Origin of the sequence: Sphingobium chungbukense (assembly GCF_001005725.1) — a bacterium.
GTDB lineage: Bacteria > Pseudomonadota > Alphaproteobacteria > Sphingomonadales > Sphingomonadaceae > Sphingobium > Sphingobium chungbukense.
In genome coordinates this window covers 941,206-955,600 of sequence record NZ_LBIC01000001.1, presented here as the reverse complement: position 1 = coordinate 955,600, position 14,395 = coordinate 941,206, and the positions used below count along the sequence as shown (strand labels likewise).

The 14,395-nt window shown below is 62.0% G+C and carries 17 protein-coding genes; all 17 read right to left on the bottom strand.

Translation table 11 applies throughout. The features are described 5' to 3' along the window. Nucleotides 1-53 precede the first annotated feature (53 nt). The 17 genes from YP76_RS04855 to YP76_RS04775 all read right to left on the bottom strand — a co-directional run bounded on the left by YP76_RS04855 (nucleotide 54) and on the right by YP76_RS04775 (nucleotide 14,008). Complete coding sequence (locus YP76_RS04855; protein WP_046762398.1) at nucleotides 54-557, bottom strand: hypothetical protein; 504 nt, start codon at nucleotides 555-557, stop codon at nucleotides 54-56. Further along, nucleotides 547-1,008 (bottom strand): hypothetical protein, encoded by a 462-nt coding sequence (locus tag YP76_RS04850; RefSeq protein WP_046762397.1) that lies wholly within the window; start codon nucleotides 1,006-1,008, stop codon nucleotides 547-549. Before YP76_RS04850 ends, YP76_RS04855 begins: the two co-directional genes overlap by 11 nt. Next, the gene (locus YP76_RS04845; protein ID WP_232307446.1) at nucleotides 1,005-3,311 is read right to left on the bottom strand and encodes a hypothetical protein; all 2,307 of its coding nucleotides are present in this window, start codon (nucleotides 3,309-3,311) and stop codon (nucleotides 1,005-1,007) included. The genes YP76_RS04850 and YP76_RS04845 overlap by 4 nt, the downstream gene beginning before the upstream one ends. Continuing rightward, nucleotides 3,311-3,616, bottom strand: a complete 306-nt coding sequence (locus YP76_RS04840; RefSeq protein ID WP_046762396.1) for a hypothetical protein — start codon at nucleotides 3,614-3,616, stop codon at nucleotides 3,311-3,313. Before YP76_RS04840 ends, YP76_RS04845 begins: the two co-directional genes overlap by 1 nt. Then, on the bottom strand, nucleotides 3,613-4,233 hold the full coding sequence (locus tag YP76_RS04835) for a hypothetical protein (RefSeq protein ID WP_157035659.1): 621 nt from the start codon (nucleotides 4,231-4,233) through the stop codon (nucleotides 3,613-3,615). The genes YP76_RS04840 and YP76_RS04835 overlap by 4 nt, the downstream gene beginning before the upstream one ends. An 83-nt stretch (nucleotides 4,234-4,316) precedes the next feature. Further along, on the bottom strand, nucleotides 4,317-5,588 hold the full coding sequence (locus YP76_RS04830; protein WP_046762394.1) for an autotransporter outer membrane beta-barrel domain-containing protein: 1,272 nt from the start codon (nucleotides 5,586-5,588) through the stop codon (nucleotides 4,317-4,319). Continuing rightward, a complete protein-coding gene (locus YP76_RS04825; RefSeq protein ID WP_052757302.1) occupies nucleotides 5,588-5,899 on the bottom strand; it encodes a hypothetical protein in 312 nt (103 codons plus the stop codon). The genes YP76_RS04830 and YP76_RS04825 overlap by 1 nt, the downstream gene beginning before the upstream one ends. Before the next feature lie 170 nt (nucleotides 5,900-6,069). After that, a complete protein-coding gene (locus YP76_RS04820; protein ID WP_046762393.1) occupies nucleotides 6,070-6,534 on the bottom strand; it encodes a hypothetical protein in 465 nt (154 codons plus the stop codon). 12 nt (nucleotides 6,535-6,546) lie between these two features. After that, on the bottom strand, nucleotides 6,547-6,984 hold the full coding sequence (locus YP76_RS04815; RefSeq protein WP_046762392.1) for a Bbp16 family capsid cement protein: 438 nt from the start codon (nucleotides 6,982-6,984) through the stop codon (nucleotides 6,547-6,549). Nucleotides 6,985-6,997: 13 nt separating this feature from the next. Continuing rightward, nucleotides 6,998-8,035: a major capsid protein gene (locus YP76_RS04810; RefSeq protein WP_046762391.1), complete on the bottom strand. Its 1,038-nt coding sequence runs from the start codon at nucleotides 8,033-8,035 to the stop codon at nucleotides 6,998-7,000. Between the two features lie 10 nt (nucleotides 8,036-8,045). After that, the gene (locus YP76_RS04805) at nucleotides 8,046-8,873 is read right to left on the bottom strand and encodes a hypothetical protein (RefSeq protein ID WP_046762390.1); all 828 of its coding nucleotides are present in this window, start codon (nucleotides 8,871-8,873) and stop codon (nucleotides 8,046-8,048) included. Continuing rightward, nucleotides 8,839-9,135 (bottom strand): Bbp19 family protein, encoded by a 297-nt coding sequence (locus YP76_RS04800; protein WP_046762389.1) that lies wholly within the window; start codon nucleotides 9,133-9,135, stop codon nucleotides 8,839-8,841. Before YP76_RS04800 ends, YP76_RS04805 begins: the two co-directional genes overlap by 35 nt. Continuing rightward, a complete protein-coding gene (locus YP76_RS04795; protein WP_052757300.1) occupies nucleotides 9,132-10,871 on the bottom strand; it encodes a portal protein in 1,740 nt (579 codons plus the stop codon). Before YP76_RS04795 ends, YP76_RS04800 begins: the two co-directional genes overlap by 4 nt. Nucleotides 10,872-11,119: 248 nt before the next feature. Beyond that, nucleotides 11,120-11,542, bottom strand: coding sequence for a DNA-directed RNA polymerase subunit alpha C-terminal domain-containing protein (locus tag YP76_RS04790; RefSeq protein ID WP_157035658.1), 423 nt, complete (start codon nucleotides 11,540-11,542; stop codon nucleotides 11,120-11,122). 3 nt (nucleotides 11,543-11,545) lie between these two features. Next, on the bottom strand, nucleotides 11,546-13,069 hold the full coding sequence (locus tag YP76_RS04785; RefSeq protein ID WP_046762387.1) for a hypothetical protein: 1,524 nt from the start codon (nucleotides 13,067-13,069) through the stop codon (nucleotides 11,546-11,548). Then, nucleotides 13,056-13,604, bottom strand: a complete 549-nt coding sequence (locus YP76_RS04780) for a terminase small subunit (protein WP_046762386.1) — start codon at nucleotides 13,602-13,604, stop codon at nucleotides 13,056-13,058. Before YP76_RS04780 ends, YP76_RS04785 begins: the two co-directional genes overlap by 14 nt. A gap of 8 nt (nucleotides 13,605-13,612) precedes the next feature. Continuing rightward, a complete protein-coding gene (locus tag YP76_RS04775) occupies nucleotides 13,613-14,008 on the bottom strand; it encodes a hypothetical protein (RefSeq protein ID WP_157035657.1) in 396 nt (131 codons plus the stop codon). Nucleotides 14,009-14,395 lie beyond the last annotated feature (387 nt).

The window sequence follows — 14,395 nt, the reverse complement described above, 5'->3', positions numbered from 1 at the left end:
GGAGACGGGCTGAAGCTGAACATTACCCGCACGGGTGGTAGGAACGCGCGCCATCAGTAGCCGTCCGCCTTCAGTTTGCTGTATCGCTCAGCGCCGCCCAGCAGCGTATTGGCAACGCCGAACGCGCCAGAGACCAGCGCGCCAGTCGCAGCCTGGCCCGCCGCCGAAGCCTTGGCGCGGTAGTTGCCAGCCTGACGCTCGAAGCCCTGCACCTCGCGGATATTGTTCTCGCGCAGGTTCTGGGCGTCTTCCTGCCCGAGCATGGCAGTGTCGCCCCGGAACGCTGCCGCCGAGCCGAAATTCACGTCGATGCCGTTGGCCGCCATGGATGCGCGCTGCGCTCCCATCTCCGCGCTCAGCTTTCGGGAATATTGCTGCTGCTCTTGCTTACCTCTCTCGATGGCGTCGCGCGCAGCGGCATCTTCCAGCTTGGCGTTCTGCTGTGCGACCTTCTGCTCATATTTCTGCTGAGAGTAAGACTGCACGGCCATGACACCCTGCCCGACAGCGGTGACGGCGGTGCCGATAAGGGCGAGAGTGACAGGATCAGCGCACATCGACCGCCTCCTTCCAGAACCGCAAAAACGGAACCCCGCCGACCATCATCTGCTCATCTCCAATCTCGAAGCCCCAGCGCCCGAGCATCCTGATTGCCCGCTCGTTTTCAGCCGAGACCATGTTCTCCAGTCTGCGAAAGCGGCGGTGCATCAGAGCTATAAGGCCCGGCCCGGCTGTCAGGAGTTGCCTTGCACAATCGAAGGCTGCATCGGTCGCGAGCAGCCAGGGATGGCCGATCCCCTCCAGCGTGTTGCCGGGCGTCACCCCGAACATGCCTTCGGGCCGTCCATCGATCTTGGCGGTGTAGGCGAGGACAGAGGCGGTCAGGCTCTTTCGGAGCGCGCCTTTGGGCGTCATGCCGAGAGCGGCACATTCTTCCTTGTCCGCGTCGCGCATCCGCGTGGCGATCCGGCCCACATGTGCCGGAGAGGCGCGGACAAGCACTATCAAGGCTCGCTCACCACCGGATCAAGATAGGCGGCTGTCAGGGTAAGCGGTGTAGGCTCTGCCGACCGGATGAAGATCGTTGCTTCACCGGATGTCAGCGGCTCGGTTGATGCCGCGACTGTGCCCGTGAACAACTCAGTCGGCGTGCCCAACGGCTCATTGCGCCGCGCCTTGATGGGATACATTTTTTCGAGGCGACGCCCCACCTCGACGCTGCCATGCCGAGTGTCGGCAAGTTGCAAGGCGACGGTCCCGAGCATCTGTCGCTTCTCGCGCGACCAGCCATCCCGCGTCTGCATGACCAGAGGCAGCGTTTCGATGACCGCCTCATAGGGAAGGCCGATCGTCACGAAGTCCGAGACCTCATAATCCAGATCGACCGTGCCATCAGCGGCAACCGTCAGGCCCTTGATAACGAAGCCATCGGCCAGCGCGGCGACCGTGGCCCCGGCGAGATGCGGGACAAGGAAGGTGCTCGTCGGCTCCGAGGGCGCGAACGATGTGGAGCAGTCGAGATAGCAGGACCGGTTGACGTCCTCCCATTTGGCGGACGCCATCCGCTCCAGAAACAGGCGCTCGACGCCATCGATCGTGCGGCGGACCAGCAGGTAGACGCGGTTCTCCCCCTGTTCGGGAATCGCGCACACGTCGACAATCTGCCCTTGTGTTTCGCAGAGGGTCCAGCCCCAAACCTGCTGCTCCTGCTGCCAGGTGAAAGCAGGCATCTTCCCATCCGAACGCGCCGCGAACAGAACGGACAGGGGCTCCTGTGCATAGGCCCAGGCGGAGAAGGTGAATCCCCGGAACAAGCCGGGCGAGAAGATCGAAACGTCATTCGATTTATAGCCGTCAATGTCAAAGCTGAAGCCAAGCGACCGGACCTCTGAGCCAACCGAGGGCTGATAGAATATGACCTCGTCCATGATGATCGGCTTGAGGCGCGAGACGCCACGGCCAGACTGCCGCAGCGCGCGCGGCGGGGGCGTTGCGGCGAGATAGTCCGTGTTCGATCCCAAAATCTTGAAGACTGCGTCTCCTGTCAGCGCCAGCAGGTTCTCCATCGGAACCAGCGCGTTCACCGCATTCACCTTTTGCGCCATGATGCGGAAAGTGATCGCGTCATCCTCCTTCAGCGGCCGGGCGATGTCGTAATTTTCGAAATCCGCTGTTCGAGAGCCATAAACCGCGCTGGGCGAACTTAGCGTCCGCGCCCAGAATAGGCGTTGCTCGAAGAAGGTGACCGTGGACGGGCGATTGCCGCCAGCGAAAGGATTGAACGCTTCAGGCGGCCCGTCCGTCAGATCCGGCGCGATATTGTCATCGGTAAAGGACAGCGAATCCGTAATCCCGATGAAGCCGTAATCCTGCTGATTGTCGGCCTTGTAGACCCGATAGCGGTTGGCCGTGATGCCCGTGGGCGCAGCCCATGAGATGACGTTCTTGTTCCGCTTCAGCGTCAGGTCGTTCGTGGCAGAAGCCGACGCAGAGGCGCGACTTTCCTGCCCGGAAGCGTCGTTGATCGCGGTAACGACATAGGTGGCGGGCTGCGGGAAATAACCATTCCCGTCATTATCGCTGTCGGTATTGGCGACGGTGGCGCTCGCACCCACCCCAGTCGGAGGCGTGATTGTCGGCCCGAAGGTCACGGACGAATGCGACCAGCTGGTATGGCCCGTCCGCACCAGCTTGCCCGGGTCATGATCCGAATGCGCCAGATAGACGATGTCGAAAGCCTGGGTGAAATCCATGTCAGCAAGGTCGACATAGGAATAGGGCGTCGCGACCTTGTATATCCGGGAAGCCAGCATGCCGGTTGTGTATGCGCCCCAAGACGAGCCATCGACCGGAACCGTGAAGGTGTCGGCGTCCAGCACCGTGGCGGACAGAACACGACCGTTGATCTCCGTCATACCCGCAGCGCCGGAGAGAAAGACCTCATCCCCGCTGGCATAGCCGTGAGCAGGAGCCGTGATCTGAACCGGGTTGGCATTGGTCGCAGCGGTGACCGCCTTCGCGGGCTCGGTCACCATGCCACCTAGCGCCGCCAGTGCCATGCTTTCGTCGCCCATGAGCAGGACGTAGGAGGCATCATAAGCCCCCTCGAACGGCAGCATCCGCTTGTCGCCGTCCTTTATCTCAGCGACCATGTGGGTTCCGGGCCGCTTGGTCAGGCCGCCATATTTCAGGATAAGCACATTCGTCGCCTGGCGAACGCCAGCCGAATAAGGCGCTATGTCAACGCGCCCCCAAAGCTCCTTGGACAGGATGCCCTTGGAGAAATTATGCAGGCCAGCCCGGAATGACATCAGGCGCTCGGAGGCCGCTTGCGAGTGTTCGGCGCAATGTTGTCATCTATCAGGCGGCGCACCTTGCTCGTGCCGATGAAGCCGTATGCGCCGCCCTCCGATTTATAGACGCGGAATGGCGGGTTCCCGCCGTCCCAGTGGACGACATTCATATTGCCCGCGAGCCCCAGGTCCGTCGAAACCGAGACTACAGCCGGGGAAGTCACCTCCACACCATCTTCTGTCGACGTCACGATGTAGGATTGCCGACCAGCAGCCGGACCGCCAGTTGCGATGACCGGCTGCACGCCAACGCGCGTGATCATAGCTGATCTCCATAGCCCATGCGGGCGAGCATAAATTCGGGGATGAAATCGCGAACCGTTTCCCGATCACGGTTCATATCGTCGGCCTTGGCGCGCTCGCGGGCGACCTCAGCCATGCGGATCAGTTCGGCCTGGCGCTTCTGATCCTTCTTGATGGGCATGACTACCCGGGAGGCCAGTTCTAGCGCGAGGGCGCGGGCAAACTTCGCGGTAAACTGGTTTTCCGCCACATCGTTGGAGGCGTATTCCAGCACCGCGCCTTGCACGTTGCAGTAGAGTTTGCCGCCGCTGATCCGGAAAGGGGTCCGCGCCTCCAGCCCACGCGAGCGGCCCACCCACGAATAGACCGGCACAGGGCCAGCCGTATCCGATCCGCTGAACGGCAGCAGGTGGAGCGGGCGGGCCAGATCGCGGGGAAGTCGATAGGTATACTGCCATTCGTTCGCGCGATCATTGGGCATCTGAGCCAAGGCGTCCCGCTTCGTAGCGAAGTCGTAATCGTGATCCTCCAACAGGAACGCGATGGCTGGCTGGTATTGATCGTTGAGGAAATCGGACGCGATGTTCACGTCGTCCAGGCTGTCGATGCGCTGCTCGGGCAACTCAGCGAGCGCCATGTTCCAGATTTGGAGCTTCGATAGGGCCATGCCCCTCAGTTAGCGCCAGCATTGTGCGCTACCGCCCGGATTGCACATCCGCGTCAGGGGAGAACGTCATATTCAAAAACGAAGATCATGCCCCGGTTCGCTGTGTCGGATGTGTTCCAGATCAGCCGGGCGCGGTCGTTCATCGGGTCTGCGAAGAAGGCAGCGCTTTGGCCCGGCACCACCTCGGAAGCGGCGACGCCACTGCATTGATAGATTGTCGTGAAGTTGGAGGCGATGGGCAGGGTGATGCCCACCTCCACCGTTCCGCCCGCTGTAGGATCGACATCGACGCGGCCGGAAACTCGCACCACACTCCCGACGCGGGTGTAGCGCAGCTGGTAGGCAGTCGATGCCGTGACGTTCGTCACGTTTGTCAGGGTCGGCGTATAGGTGCCAGACGCGAGCACCGGGATCGCGTTGCCAGACGCGGCGGTAATTTGCCCTTGTGCGTTAACCGTGAAGGTGGGAACGCTCGTAGCCGATCCATAAGAACCAGCCGAAACGGCGGTATTGCCGATGCTGATGGTCCGGTCGGCGGTAAGATCCCCGCCGCCCGTCAACCCGGTTCCCGCAGCCACCGTGCGCGCCGCCGACACTGCGCCAAGATTGGTGAGCGCCGATCCCGCGTTGGTTGCTCCAGTCCCGCCATTCGCCACCGCGAGCGTTCCGGCAAGGGTGATTGTGCCGGTGGAGGTAACGGGGCTTCCAGAAATGGTGAGGCCCGTTGTGCCGCCGCTCAGCGCAACACTGGTCACCGTCCCGGTTGTAGACGAGGTGCCCGCGCCGATCGCAGATCGCCATGCTGCGGCGTCGCCGCTGTCCACAATCCCGAGCGTGAACGCGCTGGGGGCATCGCCGCCCGCGTAGCTGGTCAGTTTGCTGCTATAGGCTTGAACGTCCGATCCGATCGCCAGCCCCAGGGCAGTCCGCGCCGACGATGCGGATGTCGAGCCCGTGCCGCCATTGGCGACGGCAAGGGTCCCGGATAGCGTCAGGGTGCCCGACGTCGTGATAGGCGAGCCAGAGAAGGTGAGTCCCGTAGTCCCGCCACTCGCGGCGACGCTGGTAACGGACCCGATCGAATATGGCCCGACCGTTGAGCCGCTGATCCGACAATATAGCCCCGCCGTGGTCGTCCAGCACTCGCCATCGACTGGAGATGACGGGGTTGCAATATGCGGCAGGATGATTGCGTTCTGAAGCTGAAGGTCCGCCTCAGCTGGAAGGACCTTGATCTGGCCGCTCCGCATGATGAGCGGCTTGTCGGCGGCGAAACAGGGCGAGCTTGTCGCGAGGGCGAGCAGCAGCGATATGGCGCGCTTCATCAATTGAACTCCACCATGGGCTGAGGGCTGAAGAGGAAGGACGTGGCGGATAGAGCGACGCCCACCAGCTGCACGCCTTGGCCTTCGATCGAAGGGGGTGTCGCCGTGAGCCCGCCGCCCGTCGTGTCGAGATAGTAACTGGTGCCTGGCGTCAGGCCGGAAAGGTCAGAGATGATTTGCCCAACGAAATGGAAGAGACCAGCCTCGCCATTGCCGACGGCTTTGGGCGCGAAGGCGTTGGCAGGCTTGGACATATCCGATGCATTGGCTTTGCGCGCGCGAGTCTGACCGCCACTGGTGTAGATGTTCACAAGATCGCCCGCAGCGATAGCTTCGCTCGATTGCAGTGTGGCGGATGGCGGCCGGACGGGTGGGGGGTAAGCTACCTGGCCGCGCTTGATGGGGCCGACCCTGTCCCGGACGTATCGTGAAAACATGAAGACCTCACAGAGAGAGGGCGGCCCGAAGGCCGCCCATCCCGTTATTCGCCTTCCTTGGCCGAGCTTGCCTTGCCCTTGGCGGGCTTAGCGGCCTTTTCGACCTGTTCCGAGAGACTGCCGCCCGGAGCGACGATCTCTTCCACCGCAACGGGCGCATCTTCAGACGCGGGAGCGAGGAAGGTGTCGCCGACCGGAACGGACCCAGGCGGCAGACCCTGCGGACGGGTAGAGCCCGGCGACGCTGGCGCGATTGGAGCAACCTCCAGCGGCTGCGACCCAGTGTTCTCGTCCGTAGGATCAGCGACGTTGGTGCCGAACACAGGCTCAGGCTTATCCTCTTCGCTTTCACGCTGGGCCAGCAGCGCCCGCAACTGATCGACAGTCAGACTGCCAATGGGCGTGGATGCAGCGGGCATAACCTCGCCCTTGGCATCCACATCCACCTTCTCGCCGGGATAGACGAGGCGACCGCCGATGAACGACTTTTTCGTGACGACCTTTTCCATGGTCTATTCTCCTCAGAAGCCGTGGCTGTTGGCTTCAGGGCGCGACGCCTGCGGCGTCTCCGTCCCGATGACAAAGCCAGCAGTGATCTTGCCCGCCGCATAGTTGCCGCCTGCCATCGTGTAGCGGAAACCCGCATAGGGCTTCGTGAACTCAGGCAGCGCCACGTCAAGCGCGCGCTTTCCTGCCACCGCAGCAGCAGTCAGGATCAGGCCGGACGAGGCTAGGCTTTCGACGTTGGTGGTCAGCGCACCGTCGTCAGCCTGGATCAATTCAACGGTCACGCTGGTCGCAGCGCCACCGCTGAGTGCGGTTTCAATCTGGGCAAACGCCCGCATGTTCCGTCCCCGGCTGATGCCGGGCAGGTTGCGGACGAGGATCGAATCGGTCGACACGGCGGTTGCCGTGATCGCCTGCTTCTCCGAAGCGAGAAGCTCCTTATCGGTGTTCATGTCCGCTTCTCCTTTACGCGGTCACACGGGCTTCATCGACGTTCAGCGCGTCGACAGAGCGGATGGGAAGGCCATCGAAGGACGTGACGCGACGGCCACCGATGGTTTCGAAGCCGAGCAGGCCGCGACCCTTGCGGCTGTCATCGAGAGCCTGCCGACGCAGCATCGCCGAGATGGGCTTGGGCGCATAAATGGCAGCGTTAGAGCCGGTCGCCTTGATGCGCTCGATCGCCTGAGTGAGCAGATCTTCGAGGTCAGCGCCGGTCGACCGATCCTTGCTGAGCAGGGAGAAGTCGATATTGGCGATGCGCACCGCGTTACGATGATCGCCCACGGACAGGCCAGCGTCCCACTGGAACCAATCGGTATAACCGATGTAGGGATTTCCAGCCTCGTCGTAGAGCGTGTCACCGATGGGATAGCCGTCATCAGCGAGAACACGATTGGCGGTCGTGTCCATGTGCTGCAACCCGGCCATGGTCCCCTTGGGGAACAGACCGTTGAAGTCCTGCTCGTCCCAGTTGATGACCCAGATCGAACGGTTGTCCGTGCCGGTGCCGCCCGCATCGATGATGTAATCGCCGGTCGGGCCGTCGAGATCATTGTAGCGGGGCGCGAGGCCGGTGAACTCTTCGGAGCTATAGTAGCTGTTGCCGTAGAACAGCGTCTCCGCCAGTTCATCAGCCATTGCTTCGAAGAACGGCTTCGCGAAGTTCATGCGAGCGCGGGCAGGATTGCCGCCTAGAACAGCGAGCGAGCGGTCCATCTGGGACGTGCCCGCCAGCTGTGCCGAGGCTTCATCGAACGAGCCCACAGTGCCCTTCGAGCGCGGAACGCCCTGGTTATACCGACGCCATGCGACGCCAGGCTTGCCGGTGCGGACCCAGCGACGATCACCCGTGATGAGGTTGCCCTCACGCCACGGAATGTCTTCCAGGATCGGGTTATCCTTCGTCAGGATTTCCGCGATCTGTCCCTGCGCTTCGCCTGCTTCACCGTAAGTAGCGGTGACATCGACGAGGGTGGCAAGGGCACCATTACGTACGCCCATAATTCACTCCCTACTTCGGTTGAAATTCTGCCGAATACAATTTGCCCTCCGGCGCTTTGGGCTGGGCCACGACGCTGCCGCGTTCGAACCCACCTTCATCCAGATCGCGGCCCACGCGGGCGACGAACCGGATTAAGTCTGGATGATTGCCGAGCCCGCTTTCATCGAGCATCTGGCGGAGACCTTCGCCCTTCTTCAGACCATAATGGTCGAAGGCGCGGGCAGCGTCAGCGAGGGTGCGATCCTTATTCGCGCCGCCCAGGTCCGGGTCATTGTGGAAGGCGTCCGACCATTCCTTCCGGGTGGCGGCAGCCTGAGTCTGCATCTGGGTCCGGGCGCGCTCCGCCAGAGCAGGCATGATCTTCTCGCCATAGGCGGCGACCAGCTTCTGCGCCTGATCGTTCGACAGGCCGATCTCGCGGAAGATGGGCTCAACCACCTCGAAAGAGGCTGTGTCGAACTCCTGACCTTCCGGTGCGCTCAGTTCATATTTCTCGGGTGCTCCAGCAGGCGCAGCAGTTTCCTCTTCGCCGTCCTTGCCTTCCGGGACTTTGTCGCCTTCCGCAGTTTCTTTTTCGCCTTCATCGCCTCCACCCAGGAGCGTCGATCCATCATCATTGCCCCCATCGGCAGCAGGCGTTTCAACGGCAGCGGCAGGATCAGCGGCGGCATCAGCCTGAGCCGGATCGACGGGCGCGGGGTCGGTCACGACGCCAGCGGTTCCGGCATCATGGTCGGGCGCGCGCAGGAAGCGGCCAGCACGGCGCTCCATCGGCGTCATGCGCATCAGCGCGAGGGGCGCGCTACTCAGAATCAGTGTCTTCTTGGGGTGTCGCATTTTCGGTCTCCTTGGGATTGGCTTCGCTCAGCACACGGACGAGAACTTGCTCGATCGTCCCACGCGGCAGTCCGCGCGCGGCTTGGCGAAATATGTCCAACCCCAGAGACCTGCGGGCTTCTCGGTAGGCGAGAAGCGTTGCGTCGGCTCCATTGGCTGGTATCCCTATACCCGCGTCGCGATACATCTGCAAGAGAAAGCGGCGGAAGGCGGGCGTCGCCATCAGCTGCTGCATGTCGAGGTCCAGTTGGTTCGGCTTCATCCGCCAGTCAGCCTTTGCAAGAGATTGCCGCCATCACCGGTATCGGCTTCTGAGAGCAGGCGGGCAGCGTCTGCACCCTGCTGCATAGCTGGGGCCATCGCGGCGGCCTGCGCCATCTGCTGCTGGCGGGCGCGGTCACTGCGAAGCTTGTCCCGCTGGCGTTCGTCCCGGAGACCTGTCGCCGGAGCGCCTGAGCGATCCCAATAATCGCGGACGATTGCATCAGCATCGACGTTGTCCAGCGCTTCAGGCCACGCGCCCGCCATGTTGCCGACGAAACTGACAGCGCGCTCGGTCTGGCTGATGCCGAGCATCTTCTGGGCTTGGGCGAGAACGGACGTGAAATCGACCTGTATCTCCATGCCCTCGATCTCCTCAGGGGCCGGAGGCAGTAGACCGCCACGCTCAAGCAGACCGAACATGCGATCGAATCCGATCTGGAGAAATTCGCTGTTCGCGCGGTCGGTCACCGGGCCCAACTGGGTCAGCTGCTCCTCATGGCGACGCACCAATTCCTCGACATTGCGAGGTTGGACGCCGTCCATGTTGGTGATCGCCATGAAAAGATCGGCATAGGTCATGCGGTCGATGGCCCGGCGCGCATCGTCCACGTCCGCATTGATGGCGGCGATGACCTGATACGGGATCTCATAAATGGGCTGGATGCCCTGCGTCATGTCGACAGCCGCGACGGTCGTGTGCTGGCCTGGCAGCATGGAGACGCGGTCAATCGAAGGAGGTCCCCACGTCGGAGGCTTCACCGCCATATCGGTCGCTTCGCCCTTGCGCTTGGACTGAAGCTGAAGCGCCCGCATGTCCGGCAGCGCCTTCTTGCCGCGCCCGGTCCCGAAGATGTCGCCGCCGATGGTTTCCCAGCGCGGAGCCATGAACGGCTGCTCGTGATAACCCTCGATCGCGAGAAACCGCTTCTTATCGTCGCAGTCAGATTCCCACTTCATCGAGCGGATAGGCATGGAGATGCGGCCGATCTTGCCCGGCACATAGGCGGGATTCGGTTCGATCAGTTGGTTGACGACGAAGGCGCGCTCATAGTTGCCGCCGTCCCAAGCCTCTTTGACCTGGCGGCTGACACGGTCCCAGTGGAGCGTCTTGCTGTCGTATCGATCAGCCGCATAGGTCGCGACCATCTGGCGCGCGGTGAGGGTATAGCTACGGCACAGACTATCAGGCCGCCGATCCTCGCCAACGCTGATTGAATATTCGCCAGCGGTGAGCGGATGGGTGACGGAGATGAGGCTGTCATGCTTCTGCATGATGCAAGCGCCGGTCCCGAAGACGGCCATTTCCATGTAGCAGCTGAGCGCCGCCTCATAGAAATTGGACAGGGAGAAGGCGGTATAGAGCAAATCGCCCACCTGGCTGAGCCAGAGGCGCACAGGATAATACTGGTTCAGGTCATCGTCGGCCAGTTTGGGCTTGAACCAAGGCCGCGAGCGCGAGGAGAGGCCGGACAGCATTCCGTTGCCGCAAATCTCGAAGGACCGGATGCTGTGACCGTCATAGAGGTTGCTCTTGACGGATGCAGACTTGTGCTTGCCCTTGTGATTTTCAACGATGGAGCGACCGCGTTGAGGCATGCAGAGGCCCGCGATCTCATACCATTCAGCGTCACACTCCTTGCGCTGAGCCATCATTGCCTTGAAGCGATGGTCGCAATGCTCGCGCAGCTTCTCGTCCGCCGAGGTGCGAAGGGAAAGAACCTCCCGCTCCGCCATTAGACGCCCAGGACGTTGGTGGTCGCCGGGCCTGCCGTCTGGTTCACCATCATCGCGGCGGCGAAGCCACGGCGGCGGGCATCACTGTCACTGAGACGGGCGCGCACGTCACCTTGAGGGGGTTTTGCTGCCTGCCGTTCGGGTTGTGTGGGAACGTCTGGAGTGCCGCCTACGCACATATGTCACCTGCCTTGTTGCAGGTGCTGGCCTACTATGGCGCGGGCGACTCACTCCGGGCTTTGCACAGACTATGTCAAAGCCGACCTGCTGAGCGCCTGATCGATTGCATCCTTGATTTCAGATAGACCAACTCGCCCTAGGTTATAACTGCGAAGAAGCTCCGCATCGGTTAGGCTCAGGACGTCGCTCAGCGTTACGTCCATCGATCTGGGAGAAATGTTTATCAGGGCGTTCTTCACGCGAACAGGCAAAACCTCCCGAGAAATTTTATGGATGGGAGTGTTCAGATCGAAATCAGTTACTTCGCTGGCGCGCATTCGATGGCGCTCGACGAGTTGCACGGCCCGAGTAGCCGAGCATCCCATACGCTTACCGACCTGCACGAAGGAAAGCCCGTCGCCTCGCAGCGCAGCGGCCATTGCCGCCCGATCGAAGCTTTCACCCTGACCTAAAGGAAGTTTCCCGCCGCATTTGAATCCTCGCCGCGTCATGATTTAGTCCCTTAGTTCCGAATAGCGATCATAGTTTCCAGCTCCAACCCCGCGCGGGAGGTAGCTGGCCGGGTCTCGGCTTTTCGGCACACGCGGAGCAACAGGTTGGGCGAAGGTACAGGCGAGCGCATCGCCATGGTCTGGCGAGGGAAGCCCCCGCGCCTTCATGTGCTCCTTCTTTTCGAGTACGATCCGCTGATCCTGATCGAAGGTATATTCGGGATTGGCCAGGTCGTCCTTCAGTTCGTCATCGTCCGGGATCGCGCCATGCTCCAGCCACGACCGCATGGAGCTCCATATCTCCGCGCGCTTGTTGGCAGTGCGGATGCGGACCCCGGCCGCCCATTCCGTGTCGCGCCCTTTGCCCCCGAAATTCACTTCGATGATCGGCGTCCCCGGCAGCAATTGGCGGAGGCGATCAACCACGCCCGCGCCCATCGCGCCCACGTCGACCATGATGGCGTCCGGGTGGTCCTGTTGCGCGTCCAGGGCGATGTCGCCAGCGAGCGTCATCGTGTCGACGCCCCGCCATTTTTTCCACGGACGCGACCGAGCATCGCGGCCCTGTCGCTTCGCAAGCACTGAGGCGTCGTCACCAAATCGGGCGCAGTCAACGCCGTAGATCAGCGGATCATTCACGAGCACCACGGGCTGGCGCTGCCGTGCCGCCTCGACCAGATCGGAGCCGATGAACTGCATGGATGACGCAGACGGGAACAAGCCCCGGACGCGGACCTTCACGATGTCGCTGTCCGCCCCGTATGTGTCGACCATCTCCTGAAGGAATTTCTTGTTGGTTCCCTCGACCGTGCGGCTGTCGATCTGGAGCGTCTTCCACAGGTGGCGATAGCGCCCGAAGCACTCGCGGAATCTGCCCGTGTTTTGTGTCGGGTTGCCGAACGCCAGCCAGATGATCTCGGTGTCTTCGTCGGTCAGCGCGCCCTCCGTCACCTCCCAGACCTTGTCCGCGATCTTGGACGCCTCGTCAAAGATGATGACGATGCGCGAGCCCTTGTTGTGGAGACCGGCGAAGGCTTCCGTGTTGTGCTCAGACCATGTGACCGCGTCGCAGCGCCAGCTTTCTCCGAAGCCGTTGAACAGCGAGAACAAGCCCGTCTTCGTCGCCTTCCACCAGCCTGCGGTGATGGACATGAGCCGCCATTTCAGCACCTCAGGCCAAGTCTTCGTGCGCACCTGCGGCTCAGTGTTGGCGGTTACCACGACGCGCGTGTTCTCGCAGGTATCGAGCGCCCAATCGACAATCATGGAAATGCCCGCAGACTTCCCGATGCCGTGACCGGACGCGATGGCAATGCGCAGCGGGGTATATCGGGTCTCCGGGTTCTGGAGGTGCAGCCCAATCGCGCGGAGCACGTCAGCCTGCCAGATGCGTGGGCCGGTCACATCAGCCAGCTTCCCTTCACACCATGGGTAGGCATAGAGCGCATAGCCAAGCGGATCATGCGTGAAGCCTGCGATGTCTTCCGCCAGCATGACCTCTGGCGCGGTCTCTTCAGCGGGCTGCATCGGAAACCCTCTTCCGCCGCTCTGCGATCACGTCGGCCAGATTGGTAACGGTCACGTCGACCTTTTCCTTGAAGGCTTGCACATCGACATGCTTGCCGATCAGATCGACGCGCTTAATGCGGTCGGACAGCTTCACCTTGCGGACGGTCGCATATTCCGGTCGCCCGGCTTCATCCTCGCCGATCTTCTCCTGCACAGTCTCAATGCCGGACACGAGACCCTGCCGCCATATCAGCGGCCATTCATGGACAGACTTCAGGTTGCCGTGTTCATCGTAGAGATCAGCCATGTCCGCTTGCGCTTCATCAGCGAGGCGCGTCAGCACCCAATCGCTATCGACCTTCGTTCGCTCAGCCCTCTCCGCCTGGGCGGCAGCGACGGCAGCAGCAACCTTAGCATTGCTTAGTAGGCGCGACGCATTGACCTCCGCCGCGTTGCCCGTGGCGGTATACCCAGCGCGCTTGTATGCGGCCGTCGCGTTCATATCGATCAGATACTCGCGGACGAATGCAGCCTGCTTGTCGGTGAGCGACATATCTCCCCCTAAATCCTTCCCCGGCGCGCGGCGGTTCGTTGCACAGTGTTGCGGTTGATCGACGCCACCAGGCGGTCGCACATGTCGCAGAAGTCCGGGTCCATCTTGCGGAGGAGGCGGGCCCGGTCATAGCTCCGCACGATGACGGAATGATCATGGTTCAGGGCGCGGCCGATCTGCACGAAAGTCGCGCCGATGTAGTTGCGGGCCACCCACGAGATTGCATGACGTTGCTCGCAGACGATCATGTCGCGGGCATCGGAGCGGATCATCTCGACGCCTTCGCGACAGCCTCCCATCTCGAAGACCAGCTTGCACACTTCGACGGGCGCGCAAGTGACCTCCGCCAGCGCCTGAGGGCTTGAGTATCGGTCAATCACCCGGCTCGGAAACAAATCATCCACTATGCGGCCCTCGCTCTTATTGCTCGTCGTCGTGCTATGACCGCTTCACGCATCACGGCTCCAAGGGCGTCAGCCAGGCAGGAGGGTTGCGGCAGGTCGCAGTGAAATCCGGAATTGAACCGCTCATCGTAAGGGATCAGAGCGAGGTCATCGCTTTCCCGGGTCGGCGCGCATGAGGCGTCACAGGACTTTTCGCACTCGCCGAGCGAATACCACCAGCCCGGCAATGCTTCCCTAAATCGGGCAATCATGGCCTCCAGTCCACGTTCGGCGGGCAGACGATCGCTCACGCGGGCCCCTCTCCCACGACTCGAAGCCGTGGCTCATGTTGGCCGCACCATTGGCCATCCCATGTTATCGGCCACCAAGCCGCATGCGCAGCGTCGC

Excerpts from the sequence above, each read along its gene's own strand:
- YP76_RS04855 (WP_046762398.1), bottom strand. The coding sequence starts at position 557 with ATGTGCGCTGATCCTGTCACTCTCGCCCTTATCGGCACCGCCGTCACC.
- YP76_RS04845 (WP_232307446.1), bottom strand. The coding sequence starts at position 3,311 with ATGTCATTCCGGGCTGGCCTGCATAATTTCTCCAAGGGCATCCTGTCC.
- YP76_RS04840 (WP_046762396.1), bottom strand. The coding sequence starts at position 3,616 with ATGATCACGCGCGTTGGCGTGCAGCCGGTCATCGCAACTGGCGGTCCG.
- YP76_RS04835 (WP_157035659.1), bottom strand. The coding sequence starts at position 4,233 with ATGGCGCTCGCTGAGTTGCCCGAGCAGCGCATCGACAGCCTGGACGAC.
- YP76_RS04830 (WP_046762394.1), bottom strand. The coding sequence starts at position 5,588 with ATGAAGCGCGCCATATCGCTGCTGCTCGCCCTCGCGACAAGCTCGCCC.
- YP76_RS04820 (WP_046762393.1), bottom strand. The coding sequence starts at position 6,534 with ATGGAAAAGGTCGTCACGAAAAAGTCGTTCATCGGCGGTCGCCTCGTC.
- YP76_RS04815 (WP_046762392.1), bottom strand. The coding sequence starts at position 6,984 with ATGAACACCGATAAGGAGCTTCTCGCTTCGGAGAAGCAGGCGATCACG.
- YP76_RS04810 (WP_046762391.1), bottom strand. The coding sequence starts at position 8,035 with ATGGGCGTACGTAATGGTGCCCTTGCCACCCTCGTCGATGTCACCGCT.
- YP76_RS04805 (WP_046762390.1), bottom strand. The coding sequence starts at position 8,873 with ATGCGACACCCCAAGAAGACACTGATTCTGAGTAGCGCGCCCCTCGCG.
- YP76_RS04800 (WP_046762389.1), bottom strand. The coding sequence starts at position 9,135 with ATGAAGCCGAACCAACTGGACCTCGACATGCAGCAGCTGATGGCGACG.
- YP76_RS04795 (WP_052757300.1), bottom strand. The coding sequence starts at position 10,871 with ATGGCGGAGCGGGAGGTTCTTTCCCTTCGCACCTCGGCGGACGAGAAG.
- YP76_RS04790 (WP_157035658.1), bottom strand. The coding sequence starts at position 11,542 with ATGACGCGGCGAGGATTCAAATGCGGCGGGAAACTTCCTTTAGGTCAG.
- YP76_RS04785 (WP_046762387.1), bottom strand. The coding sequence starts at position 13,069 with ATGCAGCCCGCTGAAGAGACCGCGCCAGAGGTCATGCTGGCGGAAGAC.
- YP76_RS04780 (WP_046762386.1), bottom strand. The coding sequence starts at position 13,604 with ATGTCGCTCACCGACAAGCAGGCTGCATTCGTCCGCGAGTATCTGATC.